The organism is Dongia sp. agr-C8, from assembly GCF_054658695.1.
The window spans coordinates 444,066-458,042 of sequence record NZ_BAAGHZ010000003.1; the positions used below are offsets into that span (position 1 = coordinate 444,066).

15 protein-coding genes are annotated in these 13,977 nt (G+C 65.2%); 9 read left to right on the forward strand and 6 right to left on the reverse strand.

What is annotated here, in order from left to right; translation table 11 throughout:
• Positions 1-185: 185 nt before the first annotated feature.
• From ACYQ4T_RS16295 to ACYQ4T_RS16310, 4 genes are all read left to right on the forward strand, one after another.
• Positions 186-731, forward strand: coding sequence for a putative pterin-binding protein (locus ACYQ4T_RS16295; RefSeq protein WP_459856187.1), 546 nt, complete (start codon positions 186-188; stop codon positions 729-731).
• Positions 732-2,093: a sensor histidine kinase gene (locus ACYQ4T_RS16300; RefSeq protein ID WP_459856189.1), complete on the forward strand. Its 1,362-nt coding sequence runs from the start codon at positions 732-734 to the stop codon at positions 2,091-2,093.
• 80 nt (positions 2,094-2,173) lie between these two features.
• The gene (locus ACYQ4T_RS16305; RefSeq protein ID WP_459856192.1) at positions 2,174-2,497 is read left to right on the forward strand and encodes a hypothetical protein; all 324 of its coding nucleotides are present in this window, start codon (positions 2,174-2,176) and stop codon (positions 2,495-2,497) included.
• A gap of 202 nt (positions 2,498-2,699) precedes the next feature.
• A complete protein-coding gene (locus ACYQ4T_RS16310) occupies positions 2,700-3,308 on the forward strand; it encodes a hypothetical protein (protein WP_459856195.1) in 609 nt (202 codons plus the stop codon).
• Between the two features lie 57 nt (positions 3,309-3,365).
• Here ACYQ4T_RS16310 and ACYQ4T_RS16315 read toward each other — a convergent pair whose 3' ends face one another.
• Positions 3,366-4,472 carry an ABC transporter substrate-binding protein gene (locus tag ACYQ4T_RS16315; RefSeq protein ID WP_459856197.1) on the reverse strand — a complete coding sequence of 369 codons (1,107 nt, stop codon included), beginning with the start codon at positions 4,470-4,472 and terminating at the stop codon, positions 3,366-3,368.
• 307 nt (positions 4,473-4,779) lie between these two features.
• Here ACYQ4T_RS16315 and ACYQ4T_RS16320 point away from each other — a divergent pair, with 307 nt between their 5' ends.
• From ACYQ4T_RS16320 to ACYQ4T_RS16340, 5 genes are all read left to right on the forward strand, one after another.
• Complete coding sequence (locus ACYQ4T_RS16320) at positions 4,780-5,655, forward strand: ABC transporter permease (protein ID WP_459856200.1); 876 nt, start codon at positions 4,780-4,782, stop codon at positions 5,653-5,655.
• Between the two features lie 24 nt (positions 5,656-5,679).
• Positions 5,680-6,483 (forward strand): ABC transporter permease, encoded by an 804-nt coding sequence (locus tag ACYQ4T_RS16325; protein ID WP_459856203.1) that lies wholly within the window; start codon positions 5,680-5,682, stop codon positions 6,481-6,483.
• A 2-nt stretch (positions 6,484-6,485) separates the two neighbouring features.
• Positions 6,486-7,592 carry an ABC transporter ATP-binding protein gene (locus tag ACYQ4T_RS16330; RefSeq protein ID WP_459856206.1) on the forward strand — a complete coding sequence of 369 codons (1,107 nt, stop codon included), beginning with the start codon at positions 6,486-6,488 and terminating at the stop codon, positions 7,590-7,592.
• 120 nt (positions 7,593-7,712) lie between these two features.
• Complete coding sequence (locus ACYQ4T_RS16335) at positions 7,713-8,237, forward strand: putative pterin-binding protein (protein ID WP_459856208.1); 525 nt, start codon at positions 7,713-7,715, stop codon at positions 8,235-8,237.
• A 2-nt stretch (positions 8,238-8,239) separates the two neighbouring features.
• The gene (locus tag ACYQ4T_RS16340; RefSeq protein WP_459856210.1) at positions 8,240-9,658 is read left to right on the forward strand and encodes a sensor histidine kinase; all 1,419 of its coding nucleotides are present in this window, start codon (positions 8,240-8,242) and stop codon (positions 9,656-9,658) included.
• Positions 9,659-9,661: 3 nt separating this feature from the next.
• Here ACYQ4T_RS16340 and ACYQ4T_RS16345 read toward each other — a convergent pair whose 3' ends face one another.
• The 5 genes from ACYQ4T_RS16345 to ribB form a co-directional block, all read right to left on the reverse strand.
• Complete coding sequence (locus ACYQ4T_RS16345) at positions 9,662-10,639, reverse strand: quinone oxidoreductase family protein (protein ID WP_459856213.1); 978 nt, start codon at positions 10,637-10,639, stop codon at positions 9,662-9,664.
• A 78-nt stretch (positions 10,640-10,717) separates the two neighbouring features.
• Positions 10,718-12,010 carry a DUF1513 domain-containing protein gene (locus ACYQ4T_RS16350; protein WP_459856215.1) on the reverse strand — a complete coding sequence of 431 codons (1,293 nt, stop codon included), beginning with the start codon at positions 12,008-12,010 and terminating at the stop codon, positions 10,718-10,720.
• 10 nt (positions 12,011-12,020) lie between these two features.
• A complete protein-coding gene (locus tag ACYQ4T_RS16355) occupies positions 12,021-12,737 on the reverse strand; it encodes a hypothetical protein (RefSeq protein ID WP_459856218.1) in 717 nt (238 codons plus the stop codon).
• Positions 12,738-12,747: 10 nt separating this feature from the next.
• Positions 12,748-13,122 (reverse strand): hypothetical protein, encoded by a 375-nt coding sequence (locus ACYQ4T_RS16360; RefSeq protein WP_459856220.1) that lies wholly within the window; start codon positions 13,120-13,122, stop codon positions 12,748-12,750.
• Between the two features lie 170 nt (positions 13,123-13,292).
• Positions 13,293-13,925: a 3,4-dihydroxy-2-butanone-4-phosphate synthase gene (gene ribB / locus ACYQ4T_RS16365; RefSeq protein ID WP_459856222.1), complete on the reverse strand. Its 633-nt coding sequence runs from the start codon at positions 13,923-13,925 to the stop codon at positions 13,293-13,295.
• Positions 13,926-13,977: the final 52 nt, after the last annotated feature.

The following is a 13,977-nucleotide window of genomic DNA, read 5'->3' on the forward strand; positions in this document are numbered from 1 at the left end:
GCGACGAACCACCCGGTTCGGCGCTTATGACGAGCCCCGCGCTTGATCGACATCAGGCGCGGGGCTGTTCATGACAAATTAACGCTGTCTCACCGATCCTGGCATTGCTTGCTGGTCGCGGGTGGTCGCGCTACCTCTTTGGGCGGACTTGCGGCGGCGGCGCGACTGGACCGGGGATGCTGCGGATGCGGTTGGCGAAGGGGGGCACGGCGGGGCGAAAGCTCAGGGGCCGGATCGCTGCGATTGCAGTCGGCGGCGCCCTGTTGCTGGCCTTTTCCGCCGGCGCCGAGCCGCTGCCCAAGCCGTATGGCGGCGAAATCATCCTCACCATCAACGGCGCGATCGCCAATGGCAATGGCGATGGCGGTGCCTATTTCGACCTCGAGCTGCTCAAGACCCTGCCGGCGCGCGTGCTGGTGACCGAGACGCCCTGGACCAAGGGCAGGCATAGTTTCACCGGCGTGCCGCTCGAGGTCCTGATGGCGGCGGTCGGCGCCACCGGCAAGACGGTCACGGCCTATGCCCTCAACGACTATTCGGTCGACCTGCCGGTGGATGATGGCAAGAAGCACGGCGCGCTGGTGGTCTACCTGTTCGACGGCAAGCCGATGCTGCCCTCGGACCGCGGTCCGCTCTGGATCCTCTATCCGTTCAGCGCCCGGAAGGAGACCCAGTCTGAGACCTATTACCAGCGCGCAGCCTGGAACCTCTATGCGATGACGGTGCGCTGAATGCATGCACCGCCGCTCATCCTGCACCACTGGCGCAAGATCTTCATCGCCGGCCTGGTGCTGCTGGCGGCCCTGGTGCTGTGGTCGGCCAAGGAAGTGGCGGTCAGCATCAATACTTTGCGCGCCAACGAGCTCGACAATGTCGGCTGGAATGCAAGCCAGCTCGAAGTGCAGCTGGTAAAGCTCCAGCACCTTCTGGCCGAGGCCAAGGCGGGCAACCCGCAGCGGCTGCTGCTGCAGCGGCGCTGGGACAATTTCCTGAGCCGGGTCGATCCGCTGGATGCCGCGATCACCCCGGACCTCGATGCCCGCCAACCGGATTTCGCGCCGACCTTCAAGGAGGTCAAGGCTGGCATCGCCGAGATGGAAGCCTATGTGCGGGTCCGCAACGGCAACCTCGTGCAATCGGCCGACGTGCTGGAAGCGCCGGCCACCGCGCTCGCCGTGCCGATCCGGCGGCTGGCGGTGATGGGCGACCAGTATTGGGGCCAGCTGGTCGAGCGCCGCCGTGGCGCCCTGGTGGACAAGATCCAGTTGCTGGCCTTTGCGCTGGGCGGATTGCTGCTGCTGCTCTGCGCCAACCAGGTCGTCATCCTGGCGCAGCGGCGGCGGCTTCACGCGATGGCGGGCGACCTGCAGCGCGCGCTCACCGCCGCCGACCAGGCCAATGCCGCCAAGACCAGCTTCCTCGCCCGCATGAGTCACGAGCTCAGGACGCCGTTGAACGCGATCATCGGCTTTGCCGAGGTGATGCAGACCGAGATGTTCGGCCCGGTCGGCCATCCGCGCTACAAGGACTACGCCACCGGCATCCATGCCTCCGGCCGCAATCTGCTGGGGCTGGTGGATTCCGTGCTCGATGTGTCGCGGATCGAATCCGGCAGCGTGCCGGTGACCCAGGAACTGGTGGCGCTGGACGAGCTGGCGCGCAGCTGCGTCACCGCGATGCAGAACCAGACCCGCAACGGTGCCGTCGAGATCGCCAACGTGGTGCCGGAGGATCTGCCGCGGGTGCGGGTGGATCCCGAGCACCTCCGCAAGATCCTGCTGCAGCTGCTGGAGAATGCGGTGAAATTCGGCCCCAACGGCTGCCATGTCGAACTGGGTGCCCGCCGTGGCGATGCCGGCAAGCTGGAGATCTGGGTCAAGGATGACGGTCCCGGCATCCCCGCCGCCGACCTCAACAGCGTGCTGGTGCCCTTCAACCAGGTGCGCAACCATCTGGTCTTCCAGCATGAGGGCCTGGGCCTGGGCCTGCCGATCGCGAAGTCCCTCACCGAATTGAACGGCGGCGAGTTCGAGCTGACCAGCCAGCCCGGCCACGGCACCGAGGCCCGTCTGCGCTTCGACGCCGCCGCATAAGCCACGTTTCGGCCCCAGTCCCGCCGCGATTTTCGGCTAAGCTGCTTGCGGGGTGTTCGACCGCAAGTGGGGCTGCTGCAATGACGTGCATATCGCGATGGATCGTCTCGATCCTGCTGGTCCTGTCGCTTGCCGCCTGTGCGGCAAGCGATGGTGCTGGCACCAACACCGGTGGCGCCGGATCCTCCCTGGAATCCGCGATCGTGATCGAGGCGAAGAACGAGATCGAGGGTGTGCGCGCGGAGTATAGGTGGATTCGCGACCACATGCCGGGCTGGCGGAGTGGAAACCAGCATCTGCTCAACGAGAATGGCCGGGTCTACGACATGATCGAGGTCAGCCGCGGTGGCGAAACCCGCGAAGTCTATTTCGACATCACCGGCTGGTTCGGGAAGTGGGAATAGAGTCTGGCCGCGCCACCAAGAGGCATGATGCCTGGCATGCATCGATTGCATCGCCCTGGAGCGAGCGGGGCAGCGCCGATCCGGTAAAGCTCCGAATCTTCAAACCATGCCCCAACGGCATCGATCTCCTGATTAGGCTTGGCTGCAATCGATGCTGTCGATCCGGGGAGGAGACATGGCGGGGCGTGGTTTGCGGAGGCTCTTGGTCGCACTGGCGCTGTTCTGGACTATGACAGGGGGCGCCGAAGCTTCGACGATCTATACCTACAGCTTCAGCGAGGATTTCAACTACTCGCTGGGCGCCGGCTACCTCTATCCCACCAAGCTCACCGGCGGGTTCACCGGCGCTGCCGATGCTACCGGCCATATCAGCCTGACCACTCTCACCGACTTTCACTTGACCTTCGATTACGCGCCGGGAGGCCTGCCGGGCCTTGCCTTCGGCAGCTATGCGGGCCTGCCGGATTACTTCTCGTTTCTGGTCGGGGACACCAGCGGCAGCACGCTCGCCTTCCAGTCTCCGCTGCCGATAGGATTGTTCTCGACCGCGACAAGCACGGTCTGCGTCGGGGCGGCAGTGGCACCATTGTGCAATGGCGGAACGCCGCGCGGCGTCGTTGCCATCTCGTTCGGCGGAGCTCCAGCAGGCATCTTTGCCCGCAGCGAGGTGGCGCCGGTCTTGACTCTGGCCTCGTCTTCCACCATCGCCACGACGCCGATTCCAGGGGCGATGTTGCTGTTCATGACCGCGGTTGGCGGACTCGGTGCGGCGAGCCTGCGCTGGCGAAGGCGCGCTGCAGTCTCATCATGAAAGAGGGCGGCGGATCGCTCCGCCGCCCCAACTGCAACGCGATCCGAAGGTTCGCGTCTACTTCATCGTTTTCACTTCTTCCCAGACCTTGGTGTATTTGTCGGCATCGACCTTCTGCAGCATGATGCCGGAGTTCAGGGCTTTCTCCGGGTCGGTGATGCCGATGGCGGCGACCGCCTCGGGCTTCGCCATCTCGAAGGCCTTCCGGTTGCTGTGGCCGTAGCTGAAATCCTCGATCAGCCGCACGCCGGTTTCCGGCGACAGCCAGGCGTCGAGGAAGTCGTAGGCGGCTTCCTTGCTGGCCTTGCCGGTCGAGAGCAGGGTCAGGCCGCAGAGCCAGGTGAAGATGCCTTCCTTCGGCACCGCGTAGGCCGCCTGGATGCCCTGCTCGCGCAGGGTCTTCGGCGTCTCGTTCCAGGCATAGGCCGCGACGATTTCGCCGGAAGCCAGCGCCTGGTTGATTTCGGTCGGGTCCTTCCACAGGAAACGCGCGTTCTTCACCACCTTCTCGACCAGCGGCTTGGTTGCCTCGAGGTCCGCGTCGGTCATCTCGAAGATCTTCTTTGGGCCGTAGCCGAGCAACAGGCCGGCGATCTGGGTCACGACGTAGTCGTCGGTCATGGCGACACGGCCGGCATACTTGTCATCGGTGAAGATCGACCAGCTCGGGTCCTTGTTGAAATCGGCATCGACCAGGTCCGGCCGATAGCAGATCGACGAGTTGCCCCAGTCGCAGGGCGTCATCACTACGTTGCCGTCGACCACGACGCCGGGTGCCTTCTGCAGGGCGGGGAAGACGTCCTTCCAGTTCGAGAGCTTGGAGGTGTCGATCGGCTCGGCGATCTTGGCGTCGGTGAAGCGGAAGACCGAATAAGTGCAGGGATGCATGATGTCGGCGTTGAAGCCGCCGCGCACCTTCTGCAGCGCCTCTTCCTCGTTGGCGAAGATCGAGAAGTTCGGCGCCTTGCCGTGCTTCGTCACATAGGAGGAGAAGAGATTGTCGACGTCGTAGCCGCTCCACTCCATGCAGGTGAGTACTTCTTCCGCCTGGCCGATCCGCGGCAGCATCACCATGCCGACGCCGAAGGCCGCGGCCCCCCGCATCATGTCGCGCCGGGAAACCTTGCCCTGTGCCATCCGGTCGATGAATTTCAGCTTGTTCATAATCGTCTCCTGTTGCCTTGATTTGCCCTGTTGCCGCTTTCTTTTTGAATGCTTCTTCAATTCTTCAATTTGACATCCGCGCGTAAATCGCTGTCAATGAAGTTTCGGACCCGATTTTCAAATCCGGCGGCCGGAAGAGCTGCATTGGGAACCGAACCCGCGTCGTTAAGAGAGCGGGCCACAGGGCAGGTGGATGGCTGAGACCAGTGTAGAATTGCCGGCACCGAATCCCCCAAAGGGATCGGCGGGTACCCGGACCAATATTGGTTTGCTGCAGCGGCTGGAATGGGTCCGCGGCTACTTGTTAATGGCGCCGACCATCCTGCTGATGGTCGGGCTGCTGATCGCGCCCTTGGCCTCGCTGCTGCTGCGCAGTTTCTGGAGCCAGCACGGCTTCGAGCTCGACCCGACCTTCACCTTGAAGAACTACTGGGCGCTGATCGCCCCGTCGGACAAGGTGACCTGGTGGTCGGGCATTCCCTTCCCGCTCGAAAACCCGGCCTACGCGATCGTGATCGTCAAGTCGTTGGCGCTCTCCTTCGCCGCGACCGTGGCGGTGATTCTGATCGCCTACCCGATGGCCTATTTCCTGGCCTTCAGGGTGACCCGGCACAAGATGCTCTGGTTGATCGTGATCACGATTCCGTTCTGGACCAGCTATCTGCTTCGCGTCTTCGCCTGGAAGATCATCCTGGGCTTCAACGGCGTCATCAACAGCTTCCTGATCTGGGTTGGGATCATAGACAAACCGCTCGAGTTCCTGCTCTACAATCCGCTCTCGGTGGTGATCACCCTGGCCCATGCTTGGGTCGCCTATGCGATCCTGCCGATCTACGTGAGCCTGGAGAAGATCGACCGCTCGCTGCTGGAAGCCGCGACCGATCTCGGCTACCGGCCCTGGGAGCGCTTCCTGCGCGTGACCCTGCCGCTTTCGCTGCCGGGGGTGATCGCCAGCACGCTGCTGGTCTTCATCCCGACGGTCGGTGATTACGTGACGCCGAGCCTGGTCGGCGGCCCGACCGGCGTCATGGTCGGCAACACGATCCAATCCCTGTTCGGCCAGCGCAATGACGGGCCGCTCGGCGCCGCACTCTCGGCGGTGGTCATGCTGATCGTGACCATCATCGTCTGTCTGTTCCTCTGGGCGGTGGGCTATCGCAAGATGCAGCAGCGAGGGGCCTGAGCGAATGACCCGGCATCATCCCCAATGACAAGACGGTGGGACTTCCTGACCTTCTACGGGCTCGGCTTCGTCGTCTTCCTCTACGCGCCGGTCCTGCTGCTGCCGCTGTTCTCCTTCAACGACAACATCTTCGCCATCTTCCCGCTGAAGGGCTTCACCCTGAAGGCCTATGCGCAGCTGGCCGATGACACCAAGTTGCAGGCCGCGGTCTGGAACAGCATCACCGTCGGCTTCTGGGTGGCGATCGTCAGCACTGCGCTCGGCCTGCTTGCCGCCATGGCGGTGACGCGATATCGCCTGCCGGGCAAGGGGCCGGTGGTGGGCACGATCATGCTGCCGCTGGTCATCCCCAGCATCATCCTCGGGGTGGCCTTGCTGGTGCTGGTGCGCCAGGTCTTCGACATCGAACTCTCGCTCTGGTGCGTCGCCGCCGGGCACATCCTGCTCTGCACGCCCTTCTCGATGCTGGTGCTGATCTCGCGGCTCGAAGGCTTCGACAAGAATCTGGAGGAAGCGGCCCAGGATCTCGGCGAGAACGGCTGGATGACTTTCTGGCGGGTGACCTTCCCGCTCGCCATGCCGGGCGTCATCTCCAGCCTGCTGATGTCTTTCACCACGTCCTTCGACGAATATGTCCTGGCCTTCTTCCTTTCCGGGATCGACCAGACTCTGCCGATCTATCTCTGGAGCATGCTGCGCTTTCCGCAGCGCCTGCCGATCACCTTGGCACTCGGCAGCAGCATCCTGATCATCTCCACCATCGTCGTCGTCGTATCCGAGGTCCTGCGGCGCCGCGGCGTCCAGTCCGAAAAACCGAGCGGGTTGTAGCAATGCCTGAAGTCAAGACCGACGCCATCATCTCGCTGCGGCATCTCTCGAAGAGCTTCGGCCCGGTCAAGGCGGTCGATGACATCAGCTTCGACATCCGGCGCGGCGAGTTCTTCTCCCTGCTGGGGCCGTCGGGCTGCGGCAAGACCACCTTGCTCAGGATGTTGGCCGGCTTCGAGCAGCCGACCGCCGGCGATCTCTTGATCGACGGCCAGCAGATGGCGGGCGTGCCGGCCTACAGCCGCCCGACCAACATGGTGTTTCAGAATTACGCGATCTTTCCGCATCTCAATGTCGCGGAAAACATCGCCTTCGGGCTCCGGAAGCGCGGCTTTTCGAAATCCGACATGGCGAAGCGGGTCGAGGAAGCCCTGGCGCTGATCAAGATGGAAGGCTATGGCGGCCGCGCCAGCAATCAGCTCTCCGGCGGCCAACGCCAGCGCGTGGCCTTGGCCCGCGCGCTGGTCTGCCAGCCGAAGGTTCTGCTGCTGGACGAACCCCTGGGCGCCTTGGACAAGAAGCTCCGCGAGGAAATGCAGATCGAGCTCCGGCAGCTGCAGCGCAGCGTCGGCATCACCTTCGTCTTCGTGACCCACGACCAGGAGGAGGCGCTGGCGCTCTCCGACCGTATCGCGGTCATGTCGCGCGGCAGGGCGCTGCAGATCGAAAGCGCGACGCGGCTCTACGAAGCACCGAACTGCCGCGAGGTCGCCGAGTTCATCGGCTCGATGAACTTCTTCCCGGGCACCCTGCGCGATGCGGCCGGCGGCCGTGCCGTGGTCGATGCCGGGCCTTTGGGTTCGTTGAATGCGATGCTTGAGGGTACGCCGCCACCCTTGGGGGCCGCGGTCTCGATCGCGGTGCGGCCGGAGAAGCTGCGGCTCGCCTGGGACCGGCCGGCGGGCAATGCCAATGCGGTGGCGGGCAAGGTCAACGCCCAGGCTTATTTCGGCGACCGCAGCCACTTCTACATCTCGGTGCCAGGCAGCGAGCGTCCCATCGCCGTGGCGCACCAGAATGTCGACCGCAGCCTCGAGGATGTCGAGACCATCGGCCGCCCGGTCTGGCTCACCTTCCCCGCCGAAGCCGCGGTGCTGCTGACGCGCTGACGCGCGGCCTGCGCAGCGCCGGAATATCTTCTCAGCGCCGTTCCCATTTTCGTTAACGTCGCTTCAATTAATCCCTGAGCAAACTCGCTTTAATTGCGGCTTTGTTTGGGGTTGGACGGCATGAGACCGCGCGTTCTGTTTCGCGGCGTGTGCGCCGGGATGCTGATGGGGATCGGCGTCGCGACAATCGGTTGGCCCGGTGGTTCGAGCGTCATGGCGCAAGCCGCGACGCCGGCCGGCACGATTCTGGTGATCGATGGCAATGTTTCCGGCGGCCAGCCCGCCGCCTTCGACCTGGCGGCGCTGAAGGCTCTGCCTGTCACGCGTATCACCACCATGACGCCTTGGACCGATGGCGAGAATCTCTACGAGGGCGTGAAGATCCGCGACCTGCTGGAGCGGCTGGGGGCCGAAGGCCAAAGCATCATCGCCGACGCGGTCGACGACTATAAGGTCAAGATCCCGATGGAGGACGTCCGGGACTACGACGTCATTGTCGCCTACGCGGTCGACGGCAAGCCCTTGCCGGAGGACGACAAGGGCCCGCTCTGGATCATCTATCCCTATTCCGAACATTCCGGGCTGCAGAAGGATCTCTACTTCTCGCGCAGCGTCTGGCAATTGAACCGGTTGACCGTGCAATGAGCATGAGCGGACGCACTACCTTCAGCGGCATGCCGGCCGCCCGCAGCGCCATGTTGAGCCGGCGCCGCGGCATCTTGCGTGATGTCCTGATCGCGATCGGGATCGCTGCCATGGTGATTGCCGCCGGCTGGATCGGCAGCCGGGCCGTGGATCGCCTCGACTCTCTCCGTAACGCGCCGCATTACAACATCACCTGGATGGGAACCCAGCTCGAGACGCATTACACGCGGTTCGAGGCCTCGGTCGCCGCCTCGCTCGCCGGGCATGACGATCCGCAGGAGCTCGCCGACCGCTGGAATTCCTTCCAGACCTGGGTCCATGTGGTGAGCGCGGGCGACGCGCGTGCGCAGCTCCCGCAGGACGAGATGTTCAAGATCGAGCTGAGGCGGATCGCGACGCTCGACGGCGAGATCACCGGCCTGGTCGCGGCCACGGGCTCGTTGAGCGCCGCGGCGCCGGAGATCTATTCCATCTTGCGCGCAACCGAAGGCTCGGTGCGCCGCATTGCGCTCGCCAGCTATCAGCAAGGCCTGCAGACGGTGAATGCCGAGCGCGGCCGGATCGAGGTTGATTTCGGCCTGCTGGCCGGGATCACCGCGGCGGTGCTGCTCTCGCTGCTGATCCTGGTCGCGGTGCTGATCCGGCACCGCCGCCGGCTCTGGTATGTCGCGCACGAGCTCTCCGCCGCGAAGCTCCGGGCCGAGGTCGCCAACCGGGCCAAGACGGAATTCCTCGCCCATATGAGTCATGAATTGCGCACGCCGCTGAACGCCATCATCGGCTTCTCCGAGATCATGGCGCTGGAGGCCTTCGGCCCGCTGGGCGAGCCGCGCTACCGGAACTACGCAGCTGACGTGGTCGGCGCTGGGCGGCATCTGCTCGGCCTGATCGACGGCGTGCTGGACATCGCCCGGATCGAGAACGGCAAGATGACGCCGGTGCCGCAATCGGTCGATGTCCATGAGCTCGGCAACGCCTGCATCGGCATGATGCAGCAGCGCGCCGCGGAACGCGGGCTCGCGCTGCTGGGCGATCTCGACGGCGAGCTGCCGCGGTTATTCGTCGATCGCAAGCATCTGAAGCAGATCGTGCTGAACTTCCTCGGCAATGCGGTGAAGTTCACCGAGCCCGGCGGCAGTGTGACCTTGGGCGCGCATCGCACCCAGGACGGCCAGCTCTGCATCTGGGTCAAGGACAGCGGCATCGGCATCGCCGCCGGCGATCTCGAACGCGCGCTGCAGCCCTTCGGCCAGATCGAGAACAGCCAGTCCAGGACACAGATCGGCTGGGGTCTCGGACTGGCGATCTCGAAGTCGCTGGCCGAGCTCAACGGCGGCACGCTGGCGCTCGCCAGCAAGCCCGGCCAGGGCACCACCGCCAGCGTGACCTTCCCAGCGCCGGCGCTGGCCCGCGCGGCGTAAGCGTTACGGCAGCAGGATCGTCGCGCCGGTCGTCTTCCTGGCCTGCAGATCGCGATGTGCCTCCGCCGCGTCCTTCAGCGGATAGCGGTGGCCGATCTGGATCTTCACCACGCCGCGGTTGACCACGTCGAACAAGGCGCTGGCTGAGAGCTCGAGATCGGCGCGGCTGGCGATATAGTGGAACAGGGTCGGCCGGGTCAGGAACAGCGAGCCCTTCTGCGAGAGCAACAGCGGCGGGATTTCCGGCACCGGGCCAGAGGCGTTGCCGAAGGTCACCATCATGCCGCGCATCCGCAGGCAATCGAGCGAGGGCAGGAAGGTGTCCTTGCCGACGCCGTCATAGACCACGTGGACGCCCTTGCCGTCGGTGATCTCCTTGACCCGCTTCACCCAGTCTTCGCTGCGGTAGTTGATGACGTGGGTCGCACCCAGCGATTTGGCGATGGCGCATTTCTCCGGCGATCCTGCGGTGCCGATGGTGACCGCGCCCAGGCTGGCGAGCCACTGCATCGCGATGGTGCCGACGCCGCCGGCGGCGGCATGGAACAGCACGAAGTCGCCCGCCTTCACCGGATAGGTGCGGCGGAGCAGGAACTCGACCGTCATGCCCTGCAGCATCATGCCGGCGGCGGTCTGGAAATCGACCGAATCCGGAAGCTTGATCAGGCGCTCTGCGGGATAGTTGCGGTAGGTCGCATAGGCGCCGTTCGGCGCCGAGCAATAGGCGACCCGATCGCCGGGCTTGAACTCGGTGACGCCGGGCCCGATCGCCTCGACCACGCCGGCGCCTTCCAGGCCGAGACCGCTCGGCATGGTGAGCGGATAAAGGCCGCTCCGCTGATAGGTGTCGATGAAGTTGAGGCCGCAGGCATGGTTCTTGATCGTGACCTCGCCGGGACCTGCCGGCGGCACCTCGACCTCTTCCCAGCGCATGACCTCGGGTCCGCCCGTTTCATGGATGCGGATGGCATTCGCCTTCATCGCTTTACTCCTGGCTGCAATAAGGAGCGGCGACTCTGGCGCGATTGGCCGCGGAATGGAAGGGCGAAGCGCCGCCGGCTAGCCGATCACCGTGTGGCTGTGGCCCCACCATTTCGGCAGCGGCGTGACGCTGTCGATGAGATGGGTGCCCGCCTGGAGCTTCATCAGGCCGTTCCAATAGCCGGTCACATGCCAGGAGGCACCGTCCGGTGAGAGCGCGACGCCGCAGGGCCAGCGCAGCCCATGCTGGTCGGTCCGGATGACCTTCTTGACGGCGCCGGTCGCCCCGTCGAACAGCGCGATGCGGTGCGTGGCCGGAAAGGTCATCAGGATTTCATCAGCCGTCGCGTCGTAGAGCACGGAAAGTCCATGCCGGGTCATCGGCAGGTTGTCCGAGAGCAGCGGCTCGGCCTGACCATCGACGACGCGAACCGGCCGCGAAGCGAGATATTCGAATCCATGCTCGGCGCTCGGGTCCGGTTCGAGGCCTGCCGCTTCCGGGGAATCGGCCCAAGCCATCTTCGCGGTTACCGCGAAGATGCGATCCAGCCGCTTGCCGCATAGATGCCGGAGCTCGGCGGTCGGATCCGTCCCATCGATCCAGGACAGCAGCTTGCCGCTGGCGATCTCGATGACGGCGATGCCCGGTGCGATCGGGTCCGGCAGATCGGGATTGTCGTCCGAGGAGCCGGCGACCGCGGTGCTGCCGTAATTCGCCACCACCATGTGGCGCCCGTCTTCGGTGATCTGGATCTCGTGCGGGCGAATGCCGTGGCCCGGCAGTTCGCCGACCGGCGCGAGGGTGACCGCGTCGCGGATGACGATGCGTCCCGCCAGCCGTGCGATATCGCTGGCGCGATCGCCGCTCTTCGGGTCGGCCGGATGGCGCTCGGCGATGGCGACGTGCTTGCCGTCCGGCATCACCGCCGGATGGCCGCCGAAGCGCCAGCCTTCCCGAACCGGGCGAACCAGCGCCGTCATGTCGAGGCTTTCCAGATCGAAGCCGACGACGGTGTCATGCTCCATGCCGGAGAAGATGCCGACGCCGAGCGGGCGCAGCACCTGCAGGCCGTGGCCGCGGACCGGGAACACGGCGCGCTTGGGTTCGGCGCCGGGCTCCGAAAGGTCGAACATGTTGAGCGCGGTACGGTTCTCGGTCCAGCCGGCCGGGACCTTGCTGACCTCGGGCAGGTCGACCAGCAAGGTGTCGCCTTGGCGGGCGAGCTCGGTGCGGTAGCCGGGCACGAACAGCCGGCGCCGGGTATCGACGCCGGCTTGTGCCGCGCGCTGCAGCGGGCCTGCTGTCGCGATCGCGCCGAGTGCTGCCAGCGCGCTCTTCAATGCAATCCGCCGTGAAAAGCTGCGCCTCATGATGACCTCCTCAGCCCTCACCCCCGCCGCCGCCACCACCGCCACCCCCGCCGCCGCCACCCCCGCTGCCGCCGCCGGTGCGCGGCTTCTTGGTCGGCGTCGTCGTCGGTGCGTTGGTCGGTGGAACCGGACTGGTCATCGGATCGCTCCAGTCGCTGTAGCCGCCATCGCCGGTGTGATGCGTGGTGCTGTTGGGGCCGAGATAGTTGTCGGAGGTCCAGGTGTCCTTGACCCTACCGTCGGGTCCTTTGATCTGCGTAACGGTGTAGGTGTGCAGGCTACCGTAGTCGATGCCCGGCACCCGATAGCCGCTGTAGGTATGGACCTCGATCGTGTGGTCGGCGGGAATCTGCCCATTGTTCTGCATGGTTTGCAGCTTGTCGGCGATGGCGCGGCCGCGGGTGGTCGCCGCGTCGACGCAGCTGCCGCCCGACCCGTTGAGCACGTTGGTGTAGATCGTGGTCCGCGGCGTGCTGCTGACCGCCGAGCTGATTTCTTCGCCGACATGGTCGGCGTCATAGGGTGCTGGCGGCGGTGCCGGGAGCTCCGTGGTGCCGCCGGCGACGCCGGGTTCGGTCGGCTCCGGCATCTGCGACGGTTCCGGAATGGAGGGGGGCGGCATCATCGAGAATTGTTCTTGCGGCGGCGGCGCGCAGCCGCCGAGGGCCGCCGCGGAGAGCAGCGCAATCGTTGCAAAGCTGGCGGTGCGGAAATCGATTCTCTTCATGGCCGGGCCCTCACTTCTTCACGCTGTAGTTGGCGATGGCGAAGGCGCCCTTGGTGGGCGAGCCCTTCATGACGAACTCGAAGACGGCGACCGAGGCCCCGCCCTGGTCCTGCACGGAGTAGTTGGCGCGGTCGAACACGGTGAGGTCGAGCGGCAGCCGGTATTGCTGCGCGAAAGCGACGAGCTCGTCGAGATTGGCGGGCCAGCGCTTGTTGGCGCCGCTGAAGCCGGTCAGCGCGTCGCGGACATGCTGGACGTCGCTGTCGTTCTCATTCTTCATGCCGGCGAAAAGCGGCTTCGCTGGCGAGGCCGCTTCGGCCGCGAGCCCCAGGCCGTAAGTGAAAAGACCGGCCAGCAGTGCACTGGCCATCATCCAACGTTTCATGATCTCGCCTCGCGAAAGGATTTTCCGATGCTGGCCGTCGCAAACATGGCTGAGCAGCCTGCGACTGAAATCCTTAGCGGCGAAGCGGTGCGGGCGATTTGCGTTTAGTCAAACTTAGGACAAATCCGCCTGGCGGACTCCAAACGCGGCGCTTTGCCGCGCCGGGGCGGTCAGGCGGCGGCGCGTTCCACTTCCGTCCGATAGGCGACCAGCTCGGCGATGGTGAGCACCGGGAAGCCGTGGCGGCGGGCATAGCTTTTTGCAGCTTTGCTGCGCAGCATTTCACCGTCCTTGGTCATCAGCTCGCAGATGACCGCGGCCGGTTTCAGCCCGGCGAGCCGCGCGAGATCGACCGAGCCCTCGGTATGGCCGCGCCGCGTCAGAACGCCGCCGGGATTGGCGCGCAGCGGAAAGATATGGCCGGGGCGGATGAGGTCGGCGGGCGTCGCGCGTTCCGAGACCGCGGCGCGCACCGTGACCAGCCGGTCGGCGGCGGAAACGCCGGTGCTGATGCCGTGCCGCGCGTCGATCGAGACGGTGAAGGCCGTGCCGTTCTTGCATTCGTTGCGCGCCACCATCGGCGGCAAGTCCAGCCGCCGCACTGTCTCGTCGTCGAGGCAGAGGCAGACAATGCCGCTGCCGTCATGGATCATCCGCGCCATCACATCGCGGGTCAGGGTCTCGGCGGCGAGGACAAGATCGGCCTCGTTCTCGCGGTCATGGTCGTCCAGCATGACGACCGGGATGCCCGATCGCATGGCGGCAATGGCGGCATCGATGCGCTGGTTGAGAAGAATGGTCATTGTGAAACGCTCCTCGCACTTCAACAGGTTGCGACAAACGTTTCAGGGCGAA

Coding starts and splice junctions, on each gene's coding strand:
- ACYQ4T_RS16295 (WP_459856187.1), top strand. CDS start 186: ATGCGGTTGGCGAAGGGGGGCACGGCGGGGCGAAAGCTCAGGGGCCGG.
- ACYQ4T_RS16355 (WP_459856218.1), bottom strand. CDS start 12,737: ATGAAGAGAATCGATTTCCGCACCGCCAGCTTTGCAACGATTGCGCTG.
- ACYQ4T_RS16300 (WP_459856189.1), top strand. CDS start 732: ATGCATGCACCGCCGCTCATCCTGCACCACTGGCGCAAGATCTTCATC.
- ACYQ4T_RS16350 (WP_459856215.1), bottom strand. CDS start 12,010: ATGAGGCGCAGCTTTTCACGGCGGATTGCATTGAAGAGCGCGCTGGCA.
- ACYQ4T_RS16320 (WP_459856200.1), top strand. CDS start 4,780: ATGGCGCCGACCATCCTGCTGATGGTCGGGCTGCTGATCGCGCCCTTG.
- ACYQ4T_RS16345 (WP_459856213.1), bottom strand. CDS start 10,639: ATGAAGGCGAATGCCATCCGCATCCATGAAACGGGCGGACCCGAGGTC.
- ribB (WP_459856222.1), bottom strand. CDS start 13,925: ATGACCATTCTTCTCAACCAGCGCATCGATGCCGCCATTGCCGCCATG.
- ACYQ4T_RS16330 (WP_459856206.1), top strand. CDS start 6,486: ATGCCTGAAGTCAAGACCGACGCCATCATCTCGCTGCGGCATCTCTCG.
- ACYQ4T_RS16340 (WP_459856210.1), top strand. CDS start 8,240: ATGAGCGGACGCACTACCTTCAGCGGCATGCCGGCCGCCCGCAGCGCC.
- ACYQ4T_RS16305 (WP_459856192.1), top strand. CDS start 2,174: ATGACGTGCATATCGCGATGGATCGTCTCGATCCTGCTGGTCCTGTCG.
- ACYQ4T_RS16360 (WP_459856220.1), bottom strand. CDS start 13,122: ATGAAACGTTGGATGATGGCCAGTGCACTGCTGGCCGGTCTTTTCACT.
- ACYQ4T_RS16315 (WP_459856197.1), bottom strand. CDS start 4,472: ATGAACAAGCTGAAATTCATCGACCGGATGGCACAGGGCAAGGTTTCC.
- ACYQ4T_RS16335 (WP_459856208.1), top strand. CDS start 7,713: ATGAGACCGCGCGTTCTGTTTCGCGGCGTGTGCGCCGGGATGCTGATG.
- ACYQ4T_RS16325 (WP_459856203.1), top strand. CDS start 5,680: ATGACAAGACGGTGGGACTTCCTGACCTTCTACGGGCTCGGCTTCGTC.